This is a genomic window from Stenotrophomonas sp. MYb238 (genome assembly GCF_009496535.1).
Taxonomy (GTDB): Bacteria; Pseudomonadota; Gammaproteobacteria; order Xanthomonadales; family Xanthomonadaceae; genus Stenotrophomonas.
Genome location: NZ_WIDL01000013.1, coordinates 26,587 through 52,683 on the forward strand (window position 1 = coordinate 26,587; position 26,097 = coordinate 52,683).

The window sequence follows — 26,097 nt, forward strand, 5'->3', positions numbered from 1 at the left end:
GTTTTTACAAGCGCCGCCGCCGGGTCCCGTCTAGCCTGCGGCCATCCAACAGGGAGATGGGACATGGCGAATGCGGCAATCGGGCTGGGCGTCGGCCTGGCATTGGCAAGCGGCGCGGCCACGGCCGCCGGGATGGAGTTCGACTGGCTGGCCGGCCACTGGTGCGGCGGCAGCGAGGAACGCAGGATCGAGGAGATCTGGCTGCCCCAGGCCGGCGGCGCGCTGCTGGGCATGTCGCGCACGCTCCGCGGCGAGCGTACCGAATCGTTCGAGTTCATGCGGCTGGTACCGGCGGGCAAGGAGGCCGGTTTCCACGTCCAGCCCAACGGCGCCCCGCCCACCGTGTTCGCCATCACCGGGCGCGGCGAGGGCTGGATGGTGCTGGAGAACACCGCGCACGATTTCCCCAACCGCATCGAGTACCGGCGCGACGGCGCGGGGCTGCGCGCGTCCATCTCCGGGCCGGGCGAAGACGGAAAGACGCTGGAGATTCCGTTCGATTACCGCCGCTGCGGCGAGTGAGCGGCGGGGCCGATCCAATGGGGCCGGCGCCTGCCGGCATCCCGCGATCGCCTGGGGACATCGTGGCCGCATACAGGCATGGAATCCGCCGGACCGCCAATTTCGGCTACCGCGCGGCGCAAAGCGCGGTGCGGCAGCGGTGCACTATCTTCCGGCGACCGGCTAGGCGGCCGCGCGCATCTATCTCCGGGCTGGGATAAGACGGAAAGACGATGGAGATTCCGCTCGATTACCGCCGCTGCGGCGAGTGAGCGGCAGAGCCCGATCCAACGGGGCCGGCGCCTGCCGGCATCCCGCGATCGCCCGGGGACATCGTGGCCGCACACAGGCATGGAATCCGTCGGAGCGCCAACTTCGGCTACCGCGCGGCGCAAAGCGCGGCGCGGCGGCGGCGCGCTATCCTGCGGCGGCCGGCCAGGCGGCCGGCTCCAGTAGCACGGCCGGCGTGGCCGCCATCGTGTCGGCCTGCCACAGCAGCGGATCGTCGCCCTCCGGGCGGTAGCCCCACAGCGCCGCGATCGACGGCATGGCGGCCGCGCGCGCGGCCTGGATGTCGCGCTCGTCGTCGCCGACGTAGACGCAGCGCTGCGCGGCCACGCCGATCCGCTGCGCGGCCACCTGCAGCGGCAGCGGATGCGGCTTGCGCTCGGCCAGGGTGTCGCCGCCGATAAGCACCGCGCAGCGCTGTTCCCAACCCAGCTGCGGCAGGATCAGCCGCGCCAGGTATTCGGGCTTGTTGGTGACGATGCCCCAGCGGCTGCCCGCCCGCTCCAGCGCCTGCAGCATGTCGGTGACGCCGTCGAACAGCCGCGCATGGCGGCCGATCAGCGACTGGTAGACATCGAGGAACTCGGGCACCAGCGCATGGCGCTCGCTCTCGGCCATGTGCGGGAAGGCCACCGCCAGCATCGCCCGCGAGCCCTTGGACACCACCGGGCGCAGCCGCTGTTCGTTCAGCGCGTCCATGCCGCGCGCCTGGCGCATGGCGTTGGCGGTGACGACGAAATCCAGTGCGGTGTCGAGCAGGGTGCCGTCCAGGTCGAACAGCGCCGCCGGCGGGAACGTCGCCGCGGTCACGCCTGGTCCGGCTTGACCGCGAAGGCCAGGTAATTGATGTCGGTGCGGCGGCTCAGGCGCGCACGGTTGCGCCAGGGCTCGTAGGCCATGCCGCTGACGTCTTGCAGCTGCAGCCCCGACTGGCGCAGCCAAGCGCCCAGCTCGGCCGGCCTGATGAATTCCTGGTAGTGGTGCGTGCCCCTGGGCAGCAGCCGGGCGATGTACTCGGCGCCGACCACGGCCACCGCGAACGCGGCCGGGGTGCGGTTGATCGTGGACAGGAACAGCTTGCCGCCGGGGCGCAGCAGGCGCTGGCAGGCGGCGATGATCGCGCCCGGGTCCGGCACGTGCTCCAGCATCTCCATGCAGGTCACCACGTCGAACGTGCCGGCCTGCTCGGCGGCCAGGTCCTCGGCCGCCTGCACCCGGTAATCGACCTGCACCCCGGACTCCAGCCCGTGCAGGCGCGCGACCTTGACCAGCTCCGGCGCCAGGTCGATGGCGGTGACCTGCGCGCCCTCCTTGGCCAGCGCCTCGCTCAGCAGGCCGCCGCCGCAGCCGATGTCCAGCACCTTCGCGCCGCGCAGCGCGGCGCGTTCGGCCACGTAGTGCAGCCGCACGGGATTGAGCGCGTGCAGCGGCTTCTGCGGGCCGTCGGCATCCCACCAGCGGTTGGCCAGCGCGGCGAACTTGTCCAGTTCGGCCTGATCGAAATTGTGGGAGGTGGGGGCTGCGGTCATTTCAGGGTCCTCGTGATGCCACCGCGCTCAGGCGCGGCTGGAACGGATGCGGTCGCGCCACTGGCGGGCATTGGCGGCGATCGCCGCCACGTCCATGCCGACCAGTTCGCGCCGCACCAGCTTGGGCTGGCCGGCGATCCACACGTCGCTGACCTGGTGGCGGCCGGCGGCGTAGACCAGCTGCGACAGCACGTGGTGCAGCGGCTGGGTCTCCAGCGCCGACAGGTCCACGCAGGCCAGGTCGGCCTGCTTGCCGACCTCGATCGAACCGATCTTCTCGCCGAAGCCCAGCGCGCGCGCGCCGCCCAGCGTGGCCGCGCGCAGCGTGGTGGCCGCGTCCAGCGCGGTGGCGTCGTTGGCCACGGCCTTGGCCAGGATCGCCGCGGTGCGGTTCTCGCTGAACATGTCCAGGTCGTTGTTGCTGGCGCAGCCGTCGGTGCCGATGGCCAGGTTCACGCCCGCGCGCACCAGCGCGCAGGCCGGGCAGAAGCCCGAGGCCAGCTTCAGGTTCGACTCGGGGCAATGCACCACGTGCACCCCGCGCTCGGCGCACAGGTGGATCTCGGCGTCGGTGAGCTGGGTCATGTGCACCGCGATCAGGCGGTCGTTGACCAGGCCCAGGCGGTCCAGCCGCGCCAGCGGGCGCTGGCCGTGCAGCCTGATCGAGTCGCTGATTTCCTGCGCGGTCTCGTGGGTATGCAGGTGTACCGGGATGTCGAGCTGGTCGGACAGCATGCGCACCCGCTCGAAATTGGCGTCGTTGACCGTGTACGGCGCATGCGGCGCGAACGCGGTGCCGATCAGCGCATCGCCGCGCCACTGGTCGTGCAGTTCGGTGGCGCGCGCGAAGTACTCGTCGTCGCTCCTGGCCCAGGCGCTGGGAAAATCGATGATCACCGAGCCGACCAGCGCGCGGAAGCCGTGCTTCTTGTACACGGCGGCCTGCACGTCGGCGAAGAAGTAGTTCTCGTTGGCACAGGTGGTGCCGCCGCGCAGCATCTCGGCGATGGCCAGGGTGGTGCCGTCGGCGACGAACTCCGGGCCGATCACCGCCGCTTCCACCGGCCAGATGTGCTCGCGCAGCCAGGTCATCAGCGGCAGGTCGTCGGCGATGCCGCGCAGCAGGGTCATCGGGTTGTGGGTGTGGGCGTTGACCAGACCGGGGATCAGCGCCGATTCCGGGCGGGAAACCACTTCCCGGGCCTGGAAACGCGCGCGCGCCTCGGCGCGCGGCAGCACCGCCACGATCTGGCCGCCGTGGATCGCCACCGCGTGGTCTTCCAGCACCACCGCGTGCGGCTCGACCGGCACCACGTAGCCGGCTTCGATCAGGAGGTCGCAGGCGGTCGCCGCGGTTTGATGGATCGTCATTGCATAGCTTCCTAGCAGGGCCGGGCTTCCGCCATGCGCTCAACTGCCGCGGGCGAGGATGCGCCGCCTGGCGATGAGGGACAGCGGGAAGATCAGCGCGAAAACCAATACCGCCCATTTCCCGGGGACGAACAGGCCCAGCGGGACGGCGGAGGAGAAGACCAGCAGCGGGATCAGCCCGCGCGCCAGCAGCAGCCGGGCCTGGGCCGGGCCGAGCCGGGCCCGCAGGTCCTCCTGCGCCACCACCGTGCGCCGGACCAGCCAGGAGAACAGCGAGATGCCGGTGAGCACCAGCGCGTAGAACACGAAATGTTCCGATACCTGGCGCGTGGCGAACGGCATCAGCACCACGAAGAACAGCTGCAGCAGGGCCAGCCACACCACCTTGCCGTTGACCCGCCGCACGTGCTTCCAGGTGAGCATGTGGCCCACCCAGAACAGCCCGGTCACGAAGAAGCTGATGACGTAGGACAGCAGCAGGCCGAACGTCTCGCCCCAGGCCTGGTCCGCGCCGACCCGTTCGATCAGTTCGCTGCCGGGCAGGCGCAGCTCGATCGCCAGCAGGGTGATGACGATGGCGAACACCGCATCGCAGAAGTTCACCACCCGCTCATGCGGAAACCGGTCCTCGCGGACCGGTTCCTCGACAGCCTGCTCGACGCCGGCGGGTTCGCGCATGGGCTTACTTGACGCGTGCGGAGTATTCGCCGGAGCGGGTGTCGACGCGGATCACTTCGTCCTGGCCGACGAACAGCGGCACGCGCACCACGGCGCCGGTTTCCAGGGTGGCCGGCTTGCCGCCGCCGCCCGAGGTGTCGCCGCGCACGCCCGGGTCGGTCTCGGTGATCTTCAGCTCGACGAAATTCGGCGGCTGCACGGCGATCGGCTCGCCGTTCCACAAGGTGACCACGCAGGATTCCTCGCCCTTGAGCCACTTCTCGGCGCCGCCCATGCCGGCCTTGGTCGCCTGCACCTGCTCGAAGGTCTCCGGGTCCATGAAGTGCCAGTACTCGCCGTCGCTGTACATGTAGTTCATGTCGGTATCCACGACGTCGGCCGCGTCCAGCGAGTCGGTCGACTTCATGGTGATTTCCTGCGTGCGGCCGTCCTTGATCAGGCGGTACTTCACGCGGGTGAACGCCTGGCCCTTGCCCGGCTTGACGTACTCGGTGTCGATGATGACCGCCGGTTGGTTGTTGACCAGGATCTTCATCCCGTTCTTCACGTCGTTCATGCCGTAGCTGGCCATGCTGGAACTCCTGATAAGTGGCAAAACCGGCGCGCGCGCGGCGGCCGGATTAGAATGGAACGCCCGCCATCTAAGGCGGACATCTGTTTTTCTGGTCGCCCATGATAACCGCAGCCCTCGCCCCCGCTCCACAGGAAGCTCCCGTCCCCCTGCCCGCCGAGCGCTGGCAGGCGCACTGGCGCCAGGCGATCCGCGACCCGGCCGAACTGCTGGCCGGGCTGGGGCTGGAGGCCGCCGACCTGGGAGTCTCGGCGCAGGCGCTGGCGCAGTTCCCGCTGCGGGTGCCGCGCGGCTTCGCCGCGCGCATGCGCCGCGGCGACCCGGCCGACCCGCTGCTGCGGCAGGTCCTGCCGGTCGATGCCGAGATGCGGGTCGTGCCGGGCTTCGCTTTCGACGCGGTCGGCGACGGCCCGGCGAAGAAGGCCACCGGCGTGATCCAGAAATACCGCGGGCGCGCCCTGCTGGTGGCCACCGGCAGCTGCGCGATCAACTGCCGCTACTGCTTCCGCCGCCATTTCGACTACGCCGGCGAGAACGCCGCCAAAGGCGGCTGGCAGGAGGCGGTGGCGGCCATCGCCGCCGATCCGTCGATCGACGAGGTGATCCTGTCCGGGGGCGATCCGCTGTCGCTGGCCACGGCCAAGCTGGCCGAACTCACCGACGCCCTGTCCGCCGTCGCGCATGTCCGGCGCCTGCGCATCCACAGCCGGCTGCCGGTGGTGCTGCCCGAACGCGTGGACGCGGCCCTCGTGCGCTGGCTGGCCGGCCTGCCATGGCCGCTGGCCTTCGTGATCCACGCCAACCACGCCAACGAATTCGACGCCGGTGTCGATGCCGCCCTCGCCCGCCTGCGCGGCAGCGGCGCGCAGCTGCTCAACCAGGCGGTGCTGCTGCGCGGCGTCAACGACGACGTCCAGGCCCTGGCCGCGCTGAGCGAACGCAGCTTCGCCGCCGGCGTGCTGCCCTACTACCTGCACCAGCTGGACCGGGTGCAGGGCGTGGCCCATTTCGAGGTCGACGACGCGCGTGCGCTGGAACTGCACGCGGCGCTGCGCGCGCGCCTGTCCGGCTACCTGGTGCCGAAGCTGGTGCGCGAGATCGCCGGCGACAGCGGCAAGCGACCGCTCTGAATCCGGCGGGGCGGCCGCCCGCCGCGCCACCTCAGGCCGCCGGGCCTGGCGCGGCGTCCAGCAGGCGCACCAGGTCGTCCGAATCCAGCGGACGCGCCAGCCAGTAGCCCTGCACCAGGTCGCAGCCACGCTCGTTGAGCAGGTCGAACTGGGCCTGGTGCTCGATGCCCTCGGCGACCACGGTGATGCCCAGCGCATGCGCCATCGCGATGATCGCGGTGGTCAGGGCCAGGTCGTCCGGGTCGCGTTGCAGGTCGGCGACGAAGCTCCTGTCGATCTTGACCCCGTCCACCGGCACCTGCCGCAAGTGGCTCAGCCCCGAGAAGCCGGTGCCGAAGTCGTCCAGCCACACCTTCACCCCGGTGCGGTGCAGTTTCTCCAGCAGCGAGGCGGCCAGCATCTCGTCGCCGATCACCGCGGTCTCGGTCAGCTCCAGGTGCAGGCGCGAGGCGGCCAGCCCGGAGGCATGCAGGCCCTGCTCCACGGCGGCGATCAGGTCGCCACCGCGCAACTGGCGCGGGGACACGTTGACCGAGACGAACAGTTCCTCGCCGGCGGCGTTGCACGGCCATTGCCGGGCCTGCTGGCAGGCGGTGCGCAGCACCTTCGGCCCCAGCGCCTGGATCAGGCCGCTCTGTTCGGCGATGTCGATGAACATCGAAGGCGGGATGGCGCCCAGCACCGGGTGCTGCCAGCGCAGCAGCGCCTCCACGCCGATCAGCATGCGGTCCAGGGAGCGGAAGATCGGCTGGTAGACCAGGCGCAGCTCGCCGCGCTCCCACGCCCCGCGCAGTTCCTGCTCCAGGTGCAGGCGACGCTCGACCGCATGGTCCAGCGCGCGGCTGTAGTAGCGGAAGCAGCTCTTGCCGGCCAGCTTGGCCTGGTACATGGCGATGTCGCCGTTCTTGAGCAGGCCGGTGGCGTCGGTCGCGTCCTCCGGGAACAGGGTGATGCCGATCGAGCTGCCGAGGAAGATCTCGCGCCCCTGCACCTGCAGCGGATGGCCCAGGTCAGCCACCAGCCGCTTGGCCAGGGCGGTGGCCATGTTCTCCACCTTGCCGGCCTCGCGGCCGATCAGGATCACGAACTCGTCGCCGCCGAAGCGCGCCAGCAGCGCGTCGTCGCCGCCATCCTGTTCCACCGCCGCGGCGATGCGCTGGGCGAACTGCAGCAGCGCCTCGTCGCCGGCCTCGTGGCCGAGGGTGTCGTTGACCCGCTTGAACTCGTCGATGTCGATGAACAGCAGCGCCAGCCCCTGCCCCGAGGCGCGCGCGCCGAGCAGGCGATGGTCCAGCGCCTCGCGGAACGCCAGGCGGTTGGTCAGGCCGGTCAGCGAATCGGTATAGGCCATCTGCCGCACCTCACGGTCGTGGCGGGCGATGCTCTGGCCCATGCGCCCGAAGGTGCGCAGCAGTTCGCCGATCTCGTCGCCGCGGCGCGTGTCCTGCTGCTCGACCTCGTAGTCGCCGGCCTCGATGCGGCGCGCGGCCGCGCCGAGCCAGCGCACCGGCTGCACCAGCGTGCGCTGCACGTACAGCGCCATGAGGCAGGCCAGGCCGACCAGGGCCACCATCATCAGCACCACCCAGGCCAGCTGGCGGCGGTTGGCCAGCCCCATGCGCTGCTCCAGCGCGGCCCGGGCCTCGGCCTCCTGCGCGCGGACCGGCGCCAGGTCCATGCCCAGCCGCAGCCCGCCGATGCGCTGCTCGCCGATGCGCAGCGGAAGATCCACCTCCAGCACCATCGGCGATTCCTGCATCCGCAGCTTCTCCGCGCCGATCGCGCCCTGCGCCAGCGGATCCTGCATCTGCCGGCCGTAGCCGGCGACCTCGATGGAACCGTCGTGGATCAGCCGGCCCTCGGCATCGTGCACGAGCACGTAGCTGACCGATTTCTGGCTGATGGTGCTGCGCGCCAGCGCGCCGATCGCGTCCAGGTCGGAGAAATACAGCGGATTGACCAGCGCCTCGGCCAGCGAGGTCGCCAGCGAGGTGCCCTGCTCGCGCACGCTGCGGTCGAACACCTGGCTGACCACGCCGCTGCTGGCCTGCAACAGTTCGCGCTGGGCGGCGGCCTGCCGCGCCAGCAGGATCGCCACGATGGCGACCACGACCAGCACGGCGCCACCGGCCACGCACAGGAACCGGGCCTGCAACCCGAACCGCGGCCGTTTCATTCCACCTCCATGCGCACGCGGGCCAGGCCGGTGCGCAGGCGGTCAAGCGCCCGCTGGCTGGACGGATCCAGGCGGTGGAACGCCGACGTCCCGAAGAACTTGCGCAGCGCAGGGCCGGCCGCCGGGTCGCTGCTGGCTTCCAGCAGCACTTCCTGCAGGCGCGCCCGCACCGCCGGGTCCAGCCCCGGCCGCACCATTTCCACCGCGCGCGGCACGTCCTCGCTTTCGTACAGCACCCGCATGTCGCGCCGGAACACCGCCGGCACCCGCCGCTCGTCGAGCCAGTCGACGCTGCTGACCACCCCGGCATCGACCACGCGCTTGTGCACGAAGGTGGAGATGTTCAGCTCAGAACGCGCGAACACATAACCCACCGTGTCGGCGGTGGGCGTGTCCTGCGGCGTGAGCAGGATTTCCGGGCGCACCCCGTGGGCCAGCAGCTCCATCGCCGGCACCAGGTAGGAACTGGTGGACCACGCGCTCTGCATCGCCAGCGTGCGTCCCTTCAGTTCCTCCAGCGTGTTGATCGGGCTGTCGCGGCGGACGAAGAACACACTATGGTAGGCCGCCACGCCGCCCCGCTCGGTCAGCAGCAGCGGCTCTGCGCCGCTGCGCTGGCGCAGCGCCATGGCGGTGCCGGACGTCTCCGTCACCCAGTCCACGCGCCCCCGGCGCAGGTAGCTGGCCATCTGCTGCATGTCCTTGGCCATCAGGATGCGGCCTTCGACGATCCCCACGTCGCGCATCCTTGGAACCACGTAGTCCAGCAGCGGTTTGAGCTGTTCGTAGTGGGACTTCGGATCGTCGCTCAGGCGCCCCAGCACCAGGACCGAACGCTCGGCCGCCGCTCCCACCATCGGCGCCAATCCGGACAAGACCAACACGGCTCCCCAAAGCCATCGTGAAACACGCAAACCGGCGCTCCCCCAAGAGTGTGCGCACAGACTATCCGAAAAACCCCGGTTGACGGATGTCTCAGTTTTGCCGCTCGCCGGCCAGGCGCGCCATGCGCTGGGCGTCGGACAGTATCCCGCGCAGCAGGCGGACTTCCTGCTCGGACAGATCGGCCTTCATGAACAGCCGGCGCAGCTTGCGCATCGCCGATTCCGGGGCGCGGCCCTTGTGGAAGTCGATCTGGTCCAGGGTGTCGCCGAACTGTCCGAACAGACCCTCCAGCTGCGCGTGGCTGGCCGGCGCCTCGCCGTACCCCGGCTCGGCCGCCGGCGCGGCCTGGCCCTCCAGCTGCGCCATGCGCACCTCGTAGGCCAGCACCTGCACCGCCGCGGCCAGGTTCAAGGAGCTGAACTCCGGATCGGACGGGATATGCACGGCAACGTGGCACAGCTGCAGTTCGTCGTTGGTCAGGCCGGTGCGCTCGCGCCCGAACACGAAGGCCACCTCCGCCGGTTCGGCGGCCCGGGACACGGCGCGCTGACCGGCAGTTTCCGGCAGCAGCTCCTCCAGCTGGACGCGACGCGAACGCGCGGTGCAGCCCAGCACGAGACGGCAGTCGGCCACGGCCTCGGCCAGGGTGGCGAACACCGGCGCATCGCCGAGCACGTCCTCGGCGCCGGCCGAGCGCCGGTAGGCCGTCTCGTCCAGCGGCTGCTCCGGCGCCACCAGCACCAGCCGCGCCAGCCCCATGGTCTTCATCGCCCGCGCCGCCGCGCCGATGTTGCCGGGGTGCTGGGTGCCGACGAGGACGAAACGGATGCGGGCGGAAGCGGACATGGCGAAAAAAGTCAGGAGCGGGACAGCCGCAGATGGTAAACTGCGTGGCCGGCCTCTGCGCCGGAACCGCTCTTTTCCTCCGCCAGTCCGACCCATTCGCCTTCACGGGAGCCCTTCGCCATGCAGAAACCCGCCGTCACCGTCATGGTCAAGGCCGCACGCCTCGCCGGCAACGTCCTGTTGCGCAACATCAACAAGCTCGAAGCGCTGAACGTGGTGCAGAAGGGCAGGATGGACTACGCCAGCGAAGTCGACGGCGATGCCGAGAAGGTCATCGTCAAGGAACTCAAGCGCGCGTACCCGGGCTACGGCATCTACGGCGAGGAAGGCGGCCTGCAGGGCAACGGCCGCCAGATGTGGGTGATCGACCCGCTGGACGGCACCAGCAACTACCTGCGCGGCTTCCCGCACTACTGCGTGTCCATCGCCCTGGTCGAGAACGGCGAACCCACCGACGCGGTGATCTTCGACCCGCTGCGCAACGAACTGTTCACCGCCTCCAAGGGCGCCGGCGCAGTGCTCAACGACCGCCGCATCCGCGTGGCCGAGCGCAAGGACCTGGAAGGCACGATGATCCACACTGGCTTCGCCCCGCGCGAACGCGCCCGCGCCGGCAGCCAGCTCAAGACCATCGACACCCTGCTGGTGCAGGCCGAGGACATCCGCCGCACCGGCTCGGCCGCGCTGGACCTGGCCTACGTGGCCTGCGGCCGCGCCGACGCCTACTTCGAGGCCGGGGTGAAGGCCTGGGACATCGCCGCCGGCGTGCTGCTGGTGCGCGAGGCCGGCGGCAAGGTCTGCAACTACCGCGGCGCCACGCTGGCGCGCATGGACGACAAGGGTCCGGAAACCCAGCAGGTGGTGGCCGGCAACCTGAAGGTGTGCGAGGCGCTGCAGAAGGTGATCGTCAACACCGGCCACGCCGCCGAGTTCGACCCGAAGTTCTGATCCGGCCTTACCCGCGATCCTGGACGGCGCCTGCGAGGGCGCCGTTTCTGTTTCCGGCATGACGTCCGCCACTACAGCCGTGAGCCGGCGGCTCGCGCCGCTGCAGCCATGCAATATCACCGGTTGAAGGCTTTGGGCTTTGGCTTTGGCTTTGGTTTTGGCTGTTGCTGGTGCTTTTGCTTTTGACTTCCGGGTCCCCTTCCGCAGCGACGGAGCCGGCGGACAAGACCCCGCAGGGGCGACGTGCAGGGACGCACGCCGTTTTTCTACGCGACAGGGATGTCGCGTAGAAAAATCCCGCCGGCGGAGTGGACCCGCGGCACGCAGTGCCGTGGGCGCGTAGGCAGGGGCGTGTTTCTCTTGGTTACTTCTCTTTGCACGAGCAAAGAGAAGTAACTCGCTCCTGCGAAGCAGGGGCGAAAGCTCTGCTTTCAAGCTTCCGCTTTCATGCTTGGCCTCTGCCTTGGGCCTCTGCCTTGGCCCTTTTGCCTATCGCTTTGGCACAGACGTCCAAGGGAAGCCAGAGCAAGGGCAGAAACAGGATCAAAGGCTTTCGCTCCCCTTCGGGGCGCGAGCCACCTTTCTTTGCTCGTGCAAAGAAACGTGGCCCAAAGAAACACGCCCCTGCCTCCGCGCCCGACGCGCTACGCGCGCCGGGTCCACTCCGCCAGCGGGATTTTTCTACGCGACATCCCTGTCGCGTAGAAAAACGACGTGCATCCATGCACGTCGCCCTTCGGGTTTTTCCCGCTGGCTCCGTCGCTGCGGAAGGGGGTCTGAAGTCAAAAGCACAAGCAGTGGCAACGGCAACGGCGATAAGCCCCGCCCAATGAAAACGCCCGGCACTTGGCCGGGCGTTTTCCTGATATTGCGGGTTGTCGAACCGATCACACCACCGTCGAAGAGCGCAGCGCCGCGATGCGCTCCTCCAGCGGCGGATGGCTCAGAAACAGCTTCTTCGCCGTCGCCCCGGCGATGCCGAACGCCGCAATCTGGGTCGGCAGCGTGCTCTGGCCGTGGTTGAGCTTCAGCCGCTCCAGCGCGGCGATCATCTTCTGGCGGCCGGCCAGGTTGGCGCCGCCGGCGTCGGCGCGGAACTCGCGGCGACGCGAGAACCACATCGCGATCATCGTCGCGAACAGGCCGAACACCATCTCCAGCACGAATACGATGATGTAGTAGGCGAAGCCGCGGCCGCTGTCGCGGTTGCCCGACAGCGCGCTGTCGATGACGCCACCGACCACGCGCGCCAGCACGATCACGAAGGTGTTCAGCACGCCCTGCAGCAGCGCCATGGTGATCATGTCGCCGTTGGCGACGTGCGAGATCTCGTGGCCCAGTACCGCCTCGGCCTCGTCCTCGCTCATGTTGTGCAGCAGGCCGGTGGACACGGCCACCAGCGCGTTGTTGCGGTTGGCGCCGGTGGCGAAGGCGTTGATCTCCGGGCCGTCGTACACCGCCACTTCCGGCATGCCGATGCCGGCGGCCTTGGCCTGGCGCGCCACGGTGTCCAGCAGCCAGCGCTCGGTCTGGTTGCGCGGCTGGGTGATCACCACCGCGCCGGTGCCGCGCTTGGCCATGAACTTGGACAGCAGCAGCGAGATGATGGAGCCGCCGAAGCCGAAGATCGCGGCCATGACCAGCAGGCCGCTCATCTGCGCAGGATTGACACCCAGCAGCGACATCACGATGCCCGCCAGGATCAGCACGGCAAAGTTGGTCAACAGGAACAGGCCGATACGGGTGAACATGCGGAAGGGTCCGATAGAGGTGGATGAACGCGCTAAATCTGCGGTGCGCACAGGTTGAATTCAAGCGCGATTCTGACCGACGATTCAGCTTCGATGTCTCCCACTCCCTACCGCGGCCGCTTCGCCCCCTCGCCCACCGGCCCCCTGCACCTGGGGTCGATGCTGGCCGCCTTCGGCAGCTGGCTGCTGGCGCGGCATGCCCGCGGGCAATGGCTGGTGCGCATCGAGGACGTGGACCCGCCGCGCGAGGTGGCCGGCGCGGCCGCGTCGCAGCTGGCGACGCTGGCCGCGTTCGGCCTGCAGCCGGACGCGCCGGTGCAGTACCAGAGCCGCCGCCATGCACTCTACCGTGCGGCCATCGAGCGCCTGCTGGCCGACGGCAAGGCCTTCGCCTGCCATTGCAGCCGCACCGACCTGGCCGGCCAGCACGGCATCCACCGCCACTGCGTCGCCGGCCGCGAACGCCCGCATCCGGCGATCCGCCTGCGCGTAGCCGACGGCAGCCATGTCGCCTTCGACGACGGCCTGCAGGGGCGTTTCGAGCAGTGGGTGGACCGCGAGGTCGGCGATGTCGTGCTGCTGCGCGCCGATGGCTGCTGGGCCTACCAGCTGGCGGTGGTGGTCGACGACGCCGACCAGGGCATCACCGATGTCGTGCGCGGTGCCGACCTGATCGACTCCACGCCACGCCAGATCCTGCTGCAGCGCGCGCTGGGCCTGCCGACACCGCGCTACCTGCACCTGCCACTGCTGCTCGACGCGCACGGCGCCAAGCTGTCCAAGTCGCTGGCCGCGCGGCCGGTCGATCCCGGCGATCCGTTGCCGACGCTGCGCTGGCTGTGGACCGCGCTCGGCCAGCAGGCGGCGGAACTGGAGGGCATCGGCACGCTGCCGGCGCTGCTGGAACGCGCGGCAGCCGCCTTCCAGCCCGGCCGCCTGCGCCGCGGTTCGATCGCCGCCACCGGGCCATTGCCGTGACGGCGCCCAGTTCACATAGAATCGGACGTTCCCCAGCGCCTGCGCCTGGAGCGCATCCCATGACGACATCCCGTATTGCACTGGTCACCGGCGGCACCGGCGGTATCGGTACCGCAATCTGCCAGCGCCTGGCCGACCAGGGCCATCGTGTCGCCACCAATTTCCGCAACGCCGACAAGGCCGCGCTCTGGCAGCAGCAGATGCGCGCCAGGGGCTGCGACATCGCCCTGTTCCCGGGCGACGTGTCCACGCCCGACGGCGGCCGCGAGCTGGTGCAGGCGGTGGAAGCCGGGATGGGACCGGTGGAGATCCTGGTCAACAACGCCGGCATCACCCGCGACACCACCTTCCACCGCATGAGCCCCGAGCAGTGGCACGAGGTGATCAACACCAACCTCAACTCGGTGTTCAACGTCACCCGCCCGGTCATCGAGGGCATGCGCCGGCGCGGCTGGGGCCGGGTGATCCAGATCAGCTCGATCAATGGCCTCAAGGGCCAGTACGGCCAGGCCAACTACGCCGCGGCCAAGGCCGGCATGCACGGTTTCACCATCTCCCTGGCGCGCGAGAACGCCGGCTTCGGCATCACCGTCAACACCATCTCGCCCGGCTACGTGGCCACCGACATGGTGATGGCGGTGCCGGAGGAAGTGCGCGCCAAGATCATCGCCGACATCCCCACCGGCCGCCTCGGCAAGCCGGAGGAAATCGCCTACGCGGTGGCCTTCCTGGTGGCCGAGGAAGCGGCCTGGATCACCGGCTCCAACCTGGACATCAACGGCGGCCACCACATGGGCTGGTGACGCCCGCTCCGGCCGCGCCCGCGCCATGCCGGACGGGGCCGCGGCCGGACCATGCTGCGCACCATGCATTCATGCTGCATGGCCTCAAGGGAAGCGGCCGGCGCAGCCCGCACCCTGTACTTATGGCGGTTGCAAGGCCTGCTGCACTGCGCCATGCTGCGCGCCTACCGTGAAGGAAGAGTGACTGCTTAATGGCTGCGACCCGCATCATCAAGAAGTATCCCAACCGGCGGCTCTACGACACCGAGATCTCCAGCTACATCACCATCGAGGACGTCCGCCAGCTGATCCTGGACGGCGAGGACTTCGAGGTCCGCGACGCCAAGAGCGGCGAGGATCTGACCCGCTCGGTGCTGCTGCAGATCATCGCCGACAAGGAACAGGACGGCGAGCCGATGCTGTCCACGCAGCTGTTGAGCCAGTTGATCCGTTTCTACGGCGATTCGCTGCAGGGCTTCATGGGCAACTACCTGGAGCGCAGCATGCAGGTGTTCCTCGACCAGCAGCAGCAGTTCCGCCAGCAGATGGGCAACCTGCTCGGGCAGACGCCGTGGGCGATGATGAACCAGCTCACCGAACGCAACCTGGAGCTGTGGCAGGAATTCCAGCGCAGCATGGGCGCCGGCTTCGGCCGCCCGCAGCCGGGCGGCACCAAGCCGCCGGAACCGCCGCCGTCACCATCGCCGAGCGACAAGCGCCGCGGCAGCCGCTGAGCGGCAGCGGCCGGAATGCAGGAAGGCCGACGCATGCGTCGGCCTTCTTCATTTCAAGGGTCGGCGCACTTCCCGCCGGGAAAACCGGCGGCTCACAGCCGCATGCCCAGCCAGATGACGGCCTCGGTGGAGCCGGACACCACCGGCGACAGCAGCCGGGACCAGAACGTCTCGCCCTGGATATGGCTTGCCGAGCGATCGTGGTGCTGCCGTTCCTCCGCGACGATGGCGGAGATCGCGGCAACGGCGGCGGGATCGTTGCCCTGCAATGCCGAGAGCTGGCTTTCCAGGTGCCGAAGAACCACGCTTTCGACCGCGACCGTCGTGGCTGAAATGGCGCCCGCGCCCAGCAGCCCGGTGACGAGCCCGAGAACGCGGCCGCCGATGCCGCATAGCCGATAGCTCCGGCAACGCGCTCGCCCCCGGCGGGCCAGTTCCGCGCCGAAGAGGGCCCGATGCCGTTGCTCATGCGCGCGGAATTCCTTCAGCTCGTCCACCATGCCGGGCGCAGTGAACCGCGCCATGAATATCTGGCCGCTGTACAGGTTGACCGCGCCATGTTCGCCGGCGTGATCGACCTTGAGGATGCGATCGCCGTGATCGTTTGCAGCGGGAGACTCCGCGACCGGTTGCATGGGCAGGCCTATGGCTTTCCGCCTCGCCCCTTCGCCGCCGGCGCGCACGCCGAGCAGATCCGCTCGACCCTGTAGCCGCGCGCGCGCAGCTTCTCGACCACGCCGTCGCTGCCGAGCAGGTGCAGTGCGCCGACCACCACCAGCGTCGCCCCCGGCCCGGCCTGCAGGCGCTGCTGCAGCGGCGCCAGCCAGGCATCGTTGCGCTCGGTGTTGATGCGCCGGTACAGCGCCGGATAGTCGCGTTTCATCTGCGCGGCCATGTCGCGCCACAGCGTCACCTCGTCGCCGCGGCGCCAGGCATCGTGCAGGCGCCGTCCCTGCTCGTCGCCCTTGTCCACCTGGTCCAGCGCCTCGCGCAGCAGTTGCCGCTGCTCGTCGGCGTTCATGCCGTCGAGCATGGCGATCTGCGCGGCCGCGCTCTCCAGCCCCTGCGTCGGCTTGCCGGCGGTGGCGGCGCGCGTCATCAGGTGCCGGTCCAGCCCGGCCTGCGCGTCGAGCCCTTGCCGCGCCATCTGCCCCAGGCTGATGGTCAGCCCGACGAACCACGGCTTGAGCCCGGCCAGGCGCTCGATCGGCAATCCGTTGGCGGCCGCGTATTCCTGCAGCCGCCGCCAGGTGTCCGCATCCAGTTCGTCCTTGAGCAGGCGGCCATCGCGGCGCAGCGCGGCCTGCGCCATCTGCGTGGCCAGGGCGGGCGAGTTCATTTCCTCCGGCGCCAGTTCGAACAGCAGCCTGTCCGAGGCGTCGAAGGCCTTGTCCACGTCCGTCGACAGCGGATAGTCGTCGGCCCGGAGCAGGTGGAACGAGCCGAGCAGGTAGAGTTCGGCGCCCTTGGGCCCGCTGGCCTTCCACAACAGCGGCACCGGCGGCACGTGGGCCGGCCTGGCGGCCGGTTCGGCCTGTCGCGCCAATACTGGAGCCGGCACGCCCAGCAGCATCGCCGATCCCAGCAGCAGGGCCGCGGCCCGCGTCATCCATTTCATGCCGGTTCTCCCTTGTCCGGTTTCGCATAGGTTTTTTCGCCCACCTCGACCGGCAGGTCCAGGCGGTTTTCCGGCGGCGGCAACGGGCAGGTCGCGAACGGCGTGAACGCGCACGGCGGGTTGTAGGCGCGGTTGAAGTCGATCACCACCTGGCTCCTGCCATCCGGCACCTCCAGGTCGATGTAGCGGCCGGCGGCATAGCTGCCGCGGCCGCTGGTACGGTCGGCGAAGATCACCAGCAGCGGCCGGCCCGGTTCGCCCAGCGCTTCCAGCCGCCAGGTGCGGCCATCGCGTTCGAACTCGATGGCGCCGGCGTTGGCCTGCTCGGTGGCCAGGCCGGTGATGTCCACCACCGGCATCGTCTTGCCGACATCATGCGGCACGAAGCGCGCGGTGATGCGCCAGGAGGTATCCGCCGGCCAGTAGTCCAGATGGCCGAACTGGAGACGCGCCGGCGCGTCGGCATGCTTCACCCGCAGCGCATGGCGCGGCCCGCGATGGATCAGGCTCAGCGCGCCCCTGCCATCGTCGAACGCGATGACCGTGGGCGCGGGCGTGTCGTCGGCATGGAACCGGATGCGCCCCTTCACCGGTTGTCCGTCGACCTGCACCGCGACGCCGGGTTCGGGCGCGAACCAGTATCCGCCGCCGTCGCGCGTCACCAGGCCCAGGCGCGGCGGCCCCACCGCCAGGCGGATGCCGCTGGTGCTGCCGCTGCCGACGTAGTGCGCCTTCAGCTCAAGCCAGTGCAGGCCGACCAGGCTGGTCCAGCCGTCGGCCGCGAGCAGCTCGGCCTGGCGCTGCTCGCGCCAGATGTCGTTGTTCATCAGGAACGTGGGGTCGAAACGCGGCGCCTCCGCGTTCGCCGCCGGCCGCTCCCCGCCGCCGCAACCGGTCATCGCCCCCACCGCCAGCAGCAGCGCCGTGCGTCCCCATCGTGTCATCGTCAACGTCCCCGCAGGAACCAGCGGTCGATCTCCGCCAGCGAAAAGCGCGCCCAGGTCGGGCGGCCATGGTTGCATTGGCCGGAACGCTCGGTGGCTTCCATGTCGCGCAGCAGGGCGTTCATTTCCGGAACCGTCAGGCGCCGGTTGGCGCGCACCGCGCCGTGGCAGGCCATGGTCGAGAGCAGTTCGTCGCGGGCGCTGGCCACGCGCCGGCTCTGGCCGTGCTCGCGCAGGTCGGTGAGCACGTCGCGCAGCAGGCCTTCGGGCTCGGCGTTGGCCAGCAGCGCGGGAATGCTGCGCACATGCAGCGAGCCGGGGCCGGAACGGGTCACCTCGAAGCCAAGTTCGGACAAGGTCGCCGCCTCGCGTTCGGCGGTGTCGGCATCGCGCTCGCCCACCGCCAGGGTGATCGGCACCAGCAGCGGCTGCGCGTGCAGGCCGATGCCGTCGTGCGCGGTCTTCAGTCGCTCGTAGCCGATGCGTTCGTGCGCGGCATGCATGTCCACCACGATCAGGCCGTCGGCGTTCTCGGCCAGGATGTAGATGCCGTGCAGCTGGGCGATGGCATAGCCCAGCGGCGGCACGCCGCTGTCGGCGGCGGTGGGCGGCAGGCCGGGACCGCTGTTGCTCGCGGACAGCGGCGTGCCCGTATCCGCGGGCGCCGCGTACAGCGCCGCATAGGCCGAGGGCGCTTCGGCCACCTGCAGCCCGAGCGGCGACTGCCGCGCCTGCCAGTTGCCGGCGCCGGCGCTGCCCGCCGGCCGCGACAGCAGGTAACTGCCTGTCTGGCCGCCAGCCGGCGGCGGCAGCGCACCGGCGGCCGCCGGCGGCATGCCGCCGGTCGGCTCCATGCCGGCGCGGGTCTCGGCCAACGCGTCCTTGAGCGTGCGGTAGACGAAATCGTGTATCAGCCGCGCGTCGCGGAAGCGCACTTCGTGCTTGGCCGGGTGCACGTTGACGTCCACGCGCGCCGGGTCCAGCTCCAGGAACAGCACGTAGGCCGGCTGGCGGCCGTGGTAGAGCACGTCGCCGTAGGCCATCTTCACCGCGTGCGCCACGCTGCGGTCGCGCACCGGGCGGCCGTTGACGTACAGGTACTGCTGGTCGGCGCTGGCGCGCGAGTACTGCGGCTGCGCGATCCAGCCGTGCAGGCGCAGCCCGGCCGCGCTGTGGTCCACGCGCAGCGACTGCCGCGCGAAATCCTCGCCCAGGGTCTCGCCCAGGCGCGCGTCCGAATACAGGTCGCCGGGCTTGTAGCGGCGCGACGGCTTGCCGTTGTGCGATACGCGCAGCTCCACGTCCGGGCGCGCCAAGGCCAGCGAACGCAGCCACTCCTCGATGTGGCCCAGCTCGGTGCGCTCGGCGCGCAGGAACTTGCGCCGCGCCGGCACGTTGTAGAACAGCTCGCGCACTTCCACGGTGGTGCCCGGCGCATGCGCGCGCGGCGCCACGTCGCCGATCTTGCCGCCCTCGATCTGCAGCGCGGCGCCGTGCTCGTCCTGCGGCTGGCGCGAGGCCAGGGTGAAGCGGCTGACCGAGGCGATCGACGGCAGCGCCTCGCCGCGGAAGCCGAGCGTGGCGACCGATTCCAGGTCGTCGAGCGAGGCGATCTTGCTGGTGGCATGGCGCGACACCGCCAGCGGCAGCTGCTCGGCGGCGATGCCGCCGCCGTTGTCGCGGATGCGGATCAGGCGCACGCCGCCCTCTTCCAGGTCGATGTCGACACGGGTGGCGCCGGCGTCGAGCGCGTTCTCGACCAGTTCCTTGACCACCGACGCGGGGCGTTCGACCACCTCGCCGGCGGCGATCTGGTTGATCAGGATCTCCGGCAGCGGGCGGATGGCGCTCATGCCGCACCGCCCGTGGCGGAATGCGGGAAACAGGCGGGGGAACGCAGGGAAATCAGGCGGAAATCTGGCATCGGCAGATGATAGCCGCTGGACGCGCCATCGCTACGCGCCGTCGCCCCACGTCCGCCGCGCCGCCGCGGCGTCGGCGCCCTGACGTCGGGGGCTTTGCGCAGACGCATCCAGCCATGCCGGCCACTGGCCGGCATCGGAAAAAAAGACGGGTAACGCGAGATGCCGGCCGGCAGCCGGGCACTGCGAGACTTACTTGCTGCCGCCGGCCACGGTGCCCGCGGCCGCTTCCATCTCGGCCTGCGCGCGGGCGGCGAACAGCGTGCCCGGCGGCGGCTGCCGGCTGAAATAGGTGTGCACGCCATCGAGCACCGCACCGGCAATGCGGCGCTGGTAGCCCGGATCGGTCAGGCGGCGCTCTTCGTCCGGATTGGAGATGAAGGCCGTTTCCACCAGCATCGCCGGCATGTCCGAGGTGCGCAGCACCGCGAAGTTGGCGCGTTCCAGGTTCGGCTTGTGGTTGTTGCCGATCCGCTTCAGCCCGCCCAGCACGTGGCTGGCCGCGTCCTCGGAGGCTTTCATGTTGCCGCTCTGGGCCAGGTCCAGCAGCACGTTGGCCAGGGTGCCTTCGGTCTTGCCCAGGCTGACGCCGCCGATCAGGTCGGCCGCGTTTTCCTTGTCCGCCAGCCAGCGCGCGCGCTGCGAGGACGCGCCCTTGGTGGACAGCACGTACACCGACGAGCCGGTGGCCGCGCGGTTCTCGGCGGCGTCGGCATGGATCGAGATGAAGATGTCGGCCTTGGCCGCGCGCGCGCGCTGGGCGCGCATCGGCAGCGGGATGAACACGTCGGTGTCGCGGGTCAGGTAGGCGCGCAGGCCGGGCGTGGCGTTGACCTGTCGCGCCAGTTCACGCGCCACCGCCAGGGTGACGTCCTTCTCGCGCTTGCCGGTCGGGCCGATGGCGCCCGGATCCTGGCCGCCATGGCCGGCGTCGATCGCCACCACCAGCGGGCGCATGCCCGGCTGCATGCGGATGCGCGACGCATCGCTGGGCATGGCCGGACGCGGCGCAGGCTGCTCGACGGCCGGTGCCTGCGCGACCGGCGACGGCGTCGCCGCCACGGCGCTGGCCGGCGAGTTCGCGGGCACGCTGGCCGGGACCACCGGGGTCGCGGGCTGGCCATTGAGGATGGCGGCCGGCGACGGCGCATTGCCGGTCGCGACCACCGCGACCGGCGCCGGGGAAACAGTGGAAGGCGGCGGCGTGGCCGTCGCCTGCTGGACCACGGCCGCGGTCAACGCCGCCGTGGCACGGGCCGCTTCCTGCCGCGCCTCGGCGCTGGTGGCCTGGGGCTGTGGGGCTGGTGCGGTCGCCGCAGGCGCGGCCGGCGACGTACCCGCCACCTTTGCCTCGCCGGGCCACTCGATCAGCAGCCGCGATTCGGCGCCCTGCCCCTGCAGCTGCGGCCGGAACGCCGCCACCGATTCGGCCAGGTCGAACACGACGCGGAAGGTGCCCGGGGACGGCGTGCCGGTGCGCACCGCGGTGACGACACCGGCGGCGGCGGGCAGTTTGAGCCCGCGCACGGCGGTCGAATCGGGGAAATCCACGACCAGGCGGTTCGGCCCGGCCAGCGAGAGGGTCTTGTAGCTGCCGCCACCGGCCAGCTGGATCTCGGCGCGCGTACCGGTGGCGCCGGTCTGCAGGGCGACGCTGCGGATTTCGCCCGCCCACGCCGAGGCGCTGGCCAGACAGAGTCCGGCGACGAGGGCAGACAGGGCGGTCAGGCGGCTTCCCGTGGGCATGGGGCGGATTCAATCACCGGAATTGCGTAATTGCAACACCTTTTCCCTTAATAATCCGCAACCTGCCACGCTTTCCTTCCATCAGGCAGCAGGAAGCCCCTGCAAGTGGCCCGATTGCGCCAGATGCGCCAGCCATTCCTGCCCCGTCGGGGAGCCCGCCTGCAGGCGGGCACGGCGGCCCTGCCCTTGCATGTCCAGCGCCACCTGCAGGTCCACCGGCGGCAACGCGCCGCTGCCGCGCTCGGGCCATTCGACCAGCCACAGGTCGGCCGTAGCCTCGTCCAGCCCCAGGAAATCCAGCTCGCCGGCATCGCCGATGCGGTACAGGTCCAAGTGCCAGGCCTCGCCAACCGGCAACGGATAGCGCTCGACCAGGGTGTAGGTGGGGCTGCGGATCGCGCCCTGCACGCCCAGCGCGCGCAGCAGCGCCCGCGCCAGGGTGGACTTGCCGGCGCCCAGGTCGCCCTGCAGGTGGATCATGGCCGGCGTCGGCCGGGTCGCAGCCAGCGCCCGCCCCAACTGGTCGGTGGCCGCGGCGTCGGGAAGGAACAGTTCGATCATGGCCGCCATTATGGATTGGCCAGCGCACGCAGGTGCGGCAGCAGGTCGCGCGGAAGCAGGCCGCGCTGGCCCGCGGCGGCGGCGGCGTCGCCGGCCAGCCCGTGCAGCAGCGCGCCGGTGGCGGCCGCATCGAACGGCGCCAGCCCCTGCGCCAGCAGCGCGGCGATCACGCCGGTCAGCAGGTCGCCCATGCCGCCCACCGCCATGCCCGGATTGCCCGCGGCGATGACACGAGGCAGCTGCCCGGGCGCGGCGACCACCGTGCCCGCGCCCTTGAGCACGACCACGGCGGAAAAACGCTCGGCCATCGCCTGCGCCGCGGCGAAGCGGTCGCGCTGGATTGTTGCGGTGTCGACATCGAGCAGGCGCGCCGCCTCGCCCGGATGCGGCGTGAGCACCGCCTGCGCCAGCGGACGCGGCTGCTGGGCCAGCAGGTTCAGCGCATCGGCATCGACCACCAGCGGCTTGCCGCATTCCAGCGCGGCCGCCCACAGCCGTCGCGCCCAGTCGTCCTGGCCCAGCCCCGGGCCCAATGCGACGACGCTGGCGCGCGCCAGCAGCGGCGCCAGGTCGAAGGCATCCTCGACCGCATGCACCATCGCCTCGGGGCATCGCGCCAGCAGCGGCGACACGTGCGCCGCACGCGTGGCCACGCTGGCCAGCCCCGCGCCGCTGCGCAGCGCCGCTTCCGCGCACAGCATCGCGGCGCCGCCGCTGCCATGGTTGCCGCCCACGCACAGCACGTGCCCGGACTCGCCCTTGTGCGTATCGATGCGCCGCGGCGGCAGCTGGGCCGGCAGCAGCGCATCGCTCCAGCGCGATGCGGCAGGTCCGACGCCGTCGAAGGCCGCGGCGGGAACGTCGAGCCCGGCCAGCAGGCGCTGCCCGGCATGTTCCAGCGCGGCGCCGGTATGCAGCCCGCGGTGCGGCACGATGAACTGCAGCACGCGCGCGGCATGGACCGCCGCGCCCGGCACCGCGCCGCTCGCCGCGTCCACGCCGCTGGGCACGTCCAGCGCCAGCACCGGCGCGCCGGCGGCGTCTACCGCCGCGATCAGGTCTGCCGCCGCGGCATCCGGCGCGCGCTCCAGGCCGATGCCGAACAGGGCATCGACAACCAGGTCGGCTTCGCGCAGGCACTCGCGCGAAAGCTCGACCTGCCCGCCGATGGCCAGGTAGTCGGTGCAGGCGCGCTGCGCCAGCGGCGTGCGCGGTGCGTGCCCGGGCAGGTGCAGCACCCATACCTGGCGTCCCGACTGGCGCGCCAGCCGCGCCAGCACATAACCGTCGCCGCCGTTGTTGCCCGGCCCGCAGACCACGACGACGCGCCACGCCTGCGGCCAGTACTGCAGGGCGCACTGCCACGCGGCGTGCCCGGCACGCTGCATCAGCACGTAACCATCGCCGCCCAGCGTGGCGGTGGCCTGCGCGTCGATGCGGCGCGCGGCGGCGGTATCGAACAGTCCGGCAGGCTGGTTCATGCCTGCGATTCTATACTTGCGCCATGCCCGGAACCGCTCCCACCGCCGACATGGCGCAGCTGTCGCTGCGCATCCGCCAGCTCGCGCGCGAAGCCGGCTTCCAGCGCTGCGGCATCAGCGGCATCGAACTGCACAAGGACGAGGCGCACCTGGCCGACTGGCTGGGCAAAGGCCTGTACGGGACGATGGAATGGATGGCGCGCCACGGCGCGATGCGCGCGCGGCCGCAGGAACTGCTGCCGGGTACGGTGCGGGTGATCTCGGTGGGGCTGGACTACGGCCACAAGGACGATGCCGGCGCATGGGCCACCTTGAACGATGCCGAACGCGCCTACGTCGCGCGGTACGCGCTGGGCCGCGATTACCACAAGCTGATGCGCAACCGCCTGCAGAAGCTGGCCGAGCGCGTCGCCGCCGAAGTCGGTCCGTTCGGGCACCGCGTGTTCGTCGATTCGGCGCCGGTGCTCGAACGCGCGCTGGCACGCAACGCGGGCCTGGGCTGGATCGGCAAGCACACCTGCCTGATCGACAGGGACGGCGGTTCGTGGTTCTTCCTCGGCGAGATCTATGTGGACCTGCCGTTGCCGGTGGACGCACCGGCCAGCGCGCACTGCGGCACCTGCACGCGCTGCATCGACGTCTGCCCGACCGCGGCGATCATCGCTCCGCACCGGCTCGACGCGCGCCGCTGCATTTCCTACCTGACCATCGAGCACGAGGGCGCCATCCCGCTGGAGATGCGCCCGCTGATGGGCAACCGCATCTACGGCTGCGACGACTGCCAGCTGGTGTGCCCCTGGAACAAGTTCGCGCGCCGCACCGACGAGCCGGATTTCCGCGCGCGCAACGACCTGGACACGGCCACGCTGCCGCAGCTGTTCGCCTGGGAGGAGGACGAATTCCTGCGCCGCACAGAGGGCAGCCCGATCCGCCGCAGCGGCCACGAGCGCTGGCTGCGCAACATCGCCGTGGCGCTGGGCAACGCGGCGCCCTCGCCCAGCGCGCGGCAGGCGCTGGAAAGCCGTCTGGACCACCCCTCCGAACTGGTGCGCGAGCACGTGGCATGGGCGCTGCAGCGCCACGACCAGAAGCGCGACCCCACGTAGGAGCGGCTTCAGCCGCGATGTGGCTCTCCCGCATTGCCCGCATATCCGTCCCTTCGCCCCGGAAATCCAACGTGCAAGGCCCTATCGCGGCTGAAGCCGCTCCTACGGCGATTCATGTGCGGCCATGGCATTAACGCCCGTACGCGGGAACAATAGCCCTCCCGTTTTCCCTTCGCGTTCCATGGACCACGTCCTCACCCCCAGCCAGCTCAACACGCTCGCCCGCGACCTGATCGAAGGCGCGTTCCCGCTGGTGTGGGTGGAAGGCGAACTGGGCAATGTCAGCCGCCCGTCGTCGGGGCATCTGTACTTCACCCTCAAGGACGCGCGCGCGCAGGTGCGCGCGGCGATGTTCCGGCCCAAGAGCCAGTGGCTGAAGTTCGTCCCGCGCGAAGGCGTGCGCGTGCTGGCGCGCGGCCGCCTGACCCTGTACGAGGCGCGCGGCGAGTACCAGCTGGTGCTGGACCACATGGAGGAAGCCGGCGAAGGCGCGCTGCGCCGCGCCTTCGAGGAACTCAAGGCGCGGCTGCAGGCCGAGGGCCTGTTCGACCCGGAACGCAAGCGCCCGCTGCCGGCCCACGTGCGCCGGCTGGCGGTGATCACCTCGCCCGGCGGCGCGGCGGTGCGCGACGTGCTCAGCGTGCTGGCGCGGCGCTTCCCGCTGCTGGACGTGGAACTGCTGCCGACCCTGGTGCAGGGCGACACCGCGGCCGCGCAGATCACCGCGCTGCTGCGCCGCGCCGACGCCAGCGGCCGCTACGACGCCATCCTGCTCACCCGCGGCGGCGGTTCGCTGGAAGACCTGTGGGCGTTCAACGACGAGCAGCTGGCGCGCGCCATCGCCGCCAGCGCCACGCCGGTCGTCTCGGCGGTCGGCCACGAGACCGACTTTAGCCTGTCCGATTTCGCCGCCGACCTGCGCGCGCCCACGCCCTCGGTGGCGGCCGAGCTGCTGGTGCCGGACCGGCGCGACCTCGACGCGCGCGTACGCCGCCTGCACCAGCGGCTGGCGCAGCTGCAGGCGCATGCGCTGGGCCAGGCGATGCAGCGCGCCGACCGCGCCGCGCTGCGCCTGCAGGCGCAGGGGCCGCAGGCGCGGCTGGCGCTGCTGCGGCAGCGCCAGGAAGCGGCGTTCGCGCGCCTGCGCTCCAGCTGGCAGCGGCAGCTGGAACAGCGCCGCGCGCGGCTGGCCCACGGCCATTCGGTATTGCGCTCGGTGCAGCCGGCACGCCGGCTGGAACTGCTGCGCGGGCGCCTGCGCACGCTGGCGCCACGCGTGCAGGCGGCCATGGCGCGCCAGCTGCAGCGCGATGCCCTGCGCTTGCGCGGCATCGCCCGTTCGCTGGAAGCGGTAAGCCCGCTGGCCACCGTGGCGCGCGGCTACGCGATCCTCACCCGCAGCGACGACGGCGCGCTGGTCCGCTCCACCACGCAGGTCCGGCCCGGCGACGCGCTGCAGGCGCGGGTGGGCGACGGCGTGGTGGAGGTGCAGGTCCTCGCCTCGGAAACCACACCACAGGAACAACCGTAGGAGCGGCTTCAACCGCGATG

Annotated in this window: 24 protein-coding genes; 8 read left to right on the forward strand and 16 right to left on the reverse strand. The window is 70.7% G+C overall.

Translation table 11 applies throughout. The features are described 5' to 3' along the window. Positions 1–63: 63 nt before the first annotated feature. Positions 64–522, forward strand: a complete 459-nt coding sequence (locus CQ393_RS10200) for a DUF6265 family protein (protein WP_153191453.1) — start codon at positions 64–66, stop codon at positions 520–522. 396 nt (positions 523–918) lie between these two features. Here CQ393_RS10200 and CQ393_RS10205 read toward each other — a convergent pair whose 3' ends face one another. The 5 genes from CQ393_RS10205 to efp are packed head-to-tail and all read right to left on the reverse strand — an operon-like array spanning position 919 to position 4,938. Next, positions 919–1,599, reverse strand: a complete 681-nt coding sequence (locus CQ393_RS10205; RefSeq protein WP_343199924.1) for a phosphoglycolate phosphatase — start codon at positions 1,597–1,599, stop codon at positions 919–921. Continuing rightward, the gene (gene ubiG / locus CQ393_RS10210) at positions 1,596–2,318 is read right to left on the reverse strand and encodes a bifunctional 2-polyprenyl-6-hydroxyphenol methylase/3-demethylubiquinol 3-O-methyltransferase UbiG (protein WP_153191454.1); all 723 of its coding nucleotides are present in this window, start codon (positions 2,316–2,318) and stop codon (positions 1,596–1,598) included. Before ubiG ends, CQ393_RS10205 begins: the two co-directional genes overlap by 4 nt. A 27-nt stretch (positions 2,319–2,345) precedes the next feature. Beyond that, complete coding sequence (locus tag CQ393_RS10215; RefSeq protein WP_153191455.1) at positions 2,346–3,689, reverse strand: TRZ/ATZ family hydrolase; 1,344 nt, start codon at positions 3,687–3,689, stop codon at positions 2,346–2,348. 39 nt (positions 3,690–3,728) lie between these two features. Next, positions 3,729–4,367: a TMEM175 family protein gene (locus CQ393_RS10220; protein WP_153191456.1), complete on the reverse strand. Its 639-nt coding sequence runs from the start codon at positions 4,365–4,367 to the stop codon at positions 3,729–3,731. A 4-nt stretch (positions 4,368–4,371) separates the two neighbouring features. Beyond that, positions 4,372–4,938 (reverse strand): elongation factor P, encoded by a 567-nt coding sequence (gene efp / locus CQ393_RS10225; RefSeq protein ID WP_054665025.1) that lies wholly within the window; start codon positions 4,936–4,938, stop codon positions 4,372–4,374. A 101-nt stretch (positions 4,939–5,039) separates the two neighbouring features. Between efp and epmB the strand changes: the two genes are divergently transcribed. Further along, positions 5,040–6,068, forward strand: a complete 1,029-nt coding sequence (epmB, locus tag CQ393_RS10230; RefSeq protein WP_153191457.1) for an EF-P beta-lysylation protein EpmB — start codon at positions 5,040–5,042, stop codon at positions 6,066–6,068. A gap of 31 nt (positions 6,069–6,099) precedes the next feature. Here the strand turns inward: epmB and CQ393_RS10235 are convergent, their stop codons facing one another. The 3 genes from CQ393_RS10235 to CQ393_RS10245 form a co-directional block, all read right to left on the reverse strand. Next, positions 6,100–8,244: an EAL domain-containing protein gene (locus tag CQ393_RS10235; protein WP_153191458.1), complete on the reverse strand. Its 2,145-nt coding sequence runs from the start codon at positions 8,242–8,244 to the stop codon at positions 6,100–6,102. Next, complete coding sequence (locus CQ393_RS10240; protein ID WP_153191459.1) at positions 8,241–9,101, reverse strand: phosphate/phosphite/phosphonate ABC transporter substrate-binding protein; 861 nt, start codon at positions 9,099–9,101, stop codon at positions 8,241–8,243. The genes CQ393_RS10235 and CQ393_RS10240 overlap by 4 nt, the downstream gene beginning before the upstream one ends. A gap of 118 nt (positions 9,102–9,219) precedes the next feature. Further along, positions 9,220–9,975, reverse strand: a complete 756-nt coding sequence (locus tag CQ393_RS10245) for an RNA methyltransferase (RefSeq protein WP_153191460.1) — start codon at positions 9,973–9,975, stop codon at positions 9,220–9,222. Positions 9,976–10,095: 120 nt separating this feature from the next. Between CQ393_RS10245 and CQ393_RS10250 the strand changes: the two genes are divergently transcribed. After that, positions 10,096–10,923: an inositol monophosphatase family protein gene (locus CQ393_RS10250; RefSeq protein WP_153191461.1), complete on the forward strand. Its 828-nt coding sequence runs from the start codon at positions 10,096–10,098 to the stop codon at positions 10,921–10,923. Between the two features lie 887 nt (positions 10,924–11,810). On the opposite strand, the gene htpX is transcribed toward CQ393_RS10250, so the two are convergent. After that, entirely contained in the window at positions 11,811–12,674 is an 864-nt protein-coding gene (htpX, locus tag CQ393_RS10255) for a protease HtpX (protein ID WP_153191462.1), read from the reverse strand. Positions 12,675–12,767: 93 nt separating this feature from the next. Here htpX and gluQRS point away from each other — a divergent pair, with 93 nt between their 5' ends. From gluQRS to phaR, 3 genes are all read left to right on the forward strand, one after another. Further along, positions 12,768–13,652, forward strand: a complete 885-nt coding sequence (gene gluQRS, locus CQ393_RS10260; RefSeq protein ID WP_153191463.1) for a tRNA glutamyl-Q(34) synthetase GluQRS — start codon at positions 12,768–12,770, stop codon at positions 13,650–13,652. 59 nt (positions 13,653–13,711) lie between these two features. After that, positions 13,712–14,455 (forward strand): beta-ketoacyl-ACP reductase, encoded by a 744-nt coding sequence (locus CQ393_RS10265; protein ID WP_153191464.1) that lies wholly within the window; start codon positions 13,712–13,714, stop codon positions 14,453–14,455. Positions 14,456–14,646: 191 nt separating this feature from the next. Next, positions 14,647–15,168 carry a polyhydroxyalkanoate synthesis repressor PhaR gene (gene phaR, locus CQ393_RS10270; protein WP_153191465.1) on the forward strand — a complete coding sequence of 174 codons (522 nt, stop codon included), beginning with the start codon at positions 14,647–14,649 and terminating at the stop codon, positions 15,166–15,168. A gap of 92 nt (positions 15,169–15,260) precedes the next feature. On the opposite strand, the gene CQ393_RS10275 is transcribed toward phaR, so the two are convergent. From CQ393_RS10275 to CQ393_RS10305, 7 genes are all read right to left on the reverse strand, one after another. Continuing rightward, on the reverse strand, positions 15,261–15,803 hold the full coding sequence (locus CQ393_RS10275) for a demethoxyubiquinone hydroxylase family protein (RefSeq protein WP_153191466.1): 543 nt from the start codon (positions 15,801–15,803) through the stop codon (positions 15,261–15,263). 8 nt (positions 15,804–15,811) lie between these two features. After that, entirely contained in the window at positions 15,812–16,777 is a 966-nt protein-coding gene (locus CQ393_RS10280) for a TraB/GumN family protein (protein WP_228114454.1), read from the reverse strand. Between the two features lie 5 nt (positions 16,778–16,782). Further along, on the reverse strand, positions 16,783–17,685 hold the full coding sequence (locus CQ393_RS10285) for a DUF1684 domain-containing protein (RefSeq protein WP_228114456.1): 903 nt from the start codon (positions 17,683–17,685) through the stop codon (positions 16,783–16,785). A 47-nt stretch (positions 17,686–17,732) separates the two neighbouring features. Further along, positions 17,733–19,583, reverse strand: a complete 1,851-nt coding sequence (gene mutL / locus CQ393_RS10290; RefSeq protein ID WP_153191469.1) for a DNA mismatch repair endonuclease MutL — start codon at positions 19,581–19,583, stop codon at positions 17,733–17,735. 261 nt (positions 19,584–19,844) lie between these two features. Further along, positions 19,845–21,398, reverse strand: coding sequence for an N-acetylmuramoyl-L-alanine amidase (locus CQ393_RS10295; protein ID WP_153191470.1), 1,554 nt, complete (start codon positions 21,396–21,398; stop codon positions 19,845–19,847). 81 nt (positions 21,399–21,479) lie between these two features. Next, positions 21,480–21,959, reverse strand: a complete 480-nt coding sequence (tsaE, locus tag CQ393_RS10300) for a tRNA (adenosine(37)-N6)-threonylcarbamoyltransferase complex ATPase subunit type 1 TsaE (RefSeq protein ID WP_153191471.1) — start codon at positions 21,957–21,959, stop codon at positions 21,480–21,482. An 8-nt stretch (positions 21,960–21,967) separates the two neighbouring features. Further along, positions 21,968–23,440, reverse strand: coding sequence for an NAD(P)H-hydrate dehydratase (locus CQ393_RS10305; RefSeq protein WP_153191472.1), 1,473 nt, complete (start codon positions 23,438–23,440; stop codon positions 21,968–21,970). A 23-nt stretch (positions 23,441–23,463) separates the two neighbouring features. Between CQ393_RS10305 and queG the strand changes: the two genes are divergently transcribed. Next, complete coding sequence (gene queG, locus CQ393_RS10310; protein WP_153191473.1) at positions 23,464–24,546, forward strand: tRNA epoxyqueuosine(34) reductase QueG; 1,083 nt, start codon at positions 23,464–23,466, stop codon at positions 24,544–24,546. 181 nt (positions 24,547–24,727) lie between these two features. Next, the gene (gene xseA, locus CQ393_RS10315; protein ID WP_228114446.1) at positions 24,728–26,077 is read left to right on the forward strand and encodes an exodeoxyribonuclease VII large subunit; all 1,350 of its coding nucleotides are present in this window, start codon (positions 24,728–24,730) and stop codon (positions 26,075–26,077) included. The last annotated feature ends 20 nt before the right edge of the window (positions 26,078–26,097 follow it).

Bases quoted from the DNA above. Each gene is read 5' to 3' on its own strand.
- CQ393_RS10275 (WP_153191466.1), bottom strand. From the start codon at position 15,803: ATGCAACCGGTCGCGGAGTCTCCCGCTGCAAACGATCACGGCGATCGC.
- CQ393_RS10285 (WP_228114456.1), bottom strand. From the start codon at position 17,685: ATGACCGGTTGCGGCGGCGGGGAGCGGCCGGCGGCGAACGCGGAGGCG.
- CQ393_RS10215 (WP_153191455.1), bottom strand. From the start codon at position 3,689: ATGACGATCCATCAAACCGCGGCGACCGCCTGCGACCTCCTGATCGAA.
- CQ393_RS10295 (WP_153191470.1), bottom strand. From the start codon at position 21,398: ATGCCCACGGGAAGCCGCCTGACCGCCCTGTCTGCCCTCGTCGCCGGA.
- gluQRS (WP_153191463.1), top strand. From the start codon at position 12,768: ATGTCTCCCACTCCCTACCGCGGCCGCTTCGCCCCCTCGCCCACCGGC.
- CQ393_RS10200 (WP_153191453.1), top strand. From the start codon at position 64: ATGGCGAATGCGGCAATCGGGCTGGGCGTCGGCCTGGCATTGGCAAGC.
- CQ393_RS10305 (WP_153191472.1), bottom strand. From the start codon at position 23,440: ATGAACCAGCCTGCCGGACTGTTCGATACCGCCGCCGCGCGCCGCATC.
- tsaE (WP_153191471.1), bottom strand. From the start codon at position 21,959: ATGATCGAACTGTTCCTTCCCGACGCCGCGGCCACCGACCAGTTGGGG.
- CQ393_RS10250 (WP_153191461.1), top strand. From the start codon at position 10,096: ATGCAGAAACCCGCCGTCACCGTCATGGTCAAGGCCGCACGCCTCGCC.
- mutL (WP_153191469.1), bottom strand. From the start codon at position 19,583: ATGAGCGCCATCCGCCCGCTGCCGGAGATCCTGATCAACCAGATCGCC.
- phaR (WP_153191465.1), top strand. From the start codon at position 14,647: ATGGCTGCGACCCGCATCATCAAGAAGTATCCCAACCGGCGGCTCTAC.
- CQ393_RS10280 (WP_228114454.1), bottom strand. From the start codon at position 16,777: ATGACGCGGGCCGCGGCCCTGCTGCTGGGATCGGCGATGCTGCTGGGC.
- xseA (WP_228114446.1), top strand. From the start codon at position 24,728: ATGGACCACGTCCTCACCCCCAGCCAGCTCAACACGCTCGCCCGCGAC.
- CQ393_RS10220 (WP_153191456.1), bottom strand. From the start codon at position 4,367: ATGCGCGAACCCGCCGGCGTCGAGCAGGCTGTCGAGGAACCGGTCCGC.
- CQ393_RS10245 (WP_153191460.1), bottom strand. From the start codon at position 9,975: ATGTCCGCTTCCGCCCGCATCCGTTTCGTCCTCGTCGGCACCCAGCAC.
- queG (WP_153191473.1), top strand. From the start codon at position 23,464: ATGCCCGGAACCGCTCCCACCGCCGACATGGCGCAGCTGTCGCTGCGC.
- ubiG (WP_153191454.1), bottom strand. From the start codon at position 2,318: ATGACCGCAGCCCCCACCTCCCACAATTTCGATCAGGCCGAACTGGAC.
- epmB (WP_153191457.1), top strand. From the start codon at position 5,040: ATGATAACCGCAGCCCTCGCCCCCGCTCCACAGGAAGCTCCCGTCCCC.
- CQ393_RS10265 (WP_153191464.1), top strand. From the start codon at position 13,712: ATGACGACATCCCGTATTGCACTGGTCACCGGCGGCACCGGCGGTATC.
- CQ393_RS10235 (WP_153191458.1), bottom strand. From the start codon at position 8,244: ATGAAACGGCCGCGGTTCGGGTTGCAGGCCCGGTTCCTGTGCGTGGCC.
- htpX (WP_153191462.1), bottom strand. From the start codon at position 12,674: ATGTTCACCCGTATCGGCCTGTTCCTGTTGACCAACTTTGCCGTGCTG.
- efp (WP_054665025.1), bottom strand. From the start codon at position 4,938: ATGGCCAGCTACGGCATGAACGACGTGAAGAACGGGATGAAGATCCTG.
- CQ393_RS10240 (WP_153191459.1), bottom strand. From the start codon at position 9,101: ATGGTGGGAGCGGCGGCCGAGCGTTCGGTCCTGGTGCTGGGGCGCCTG.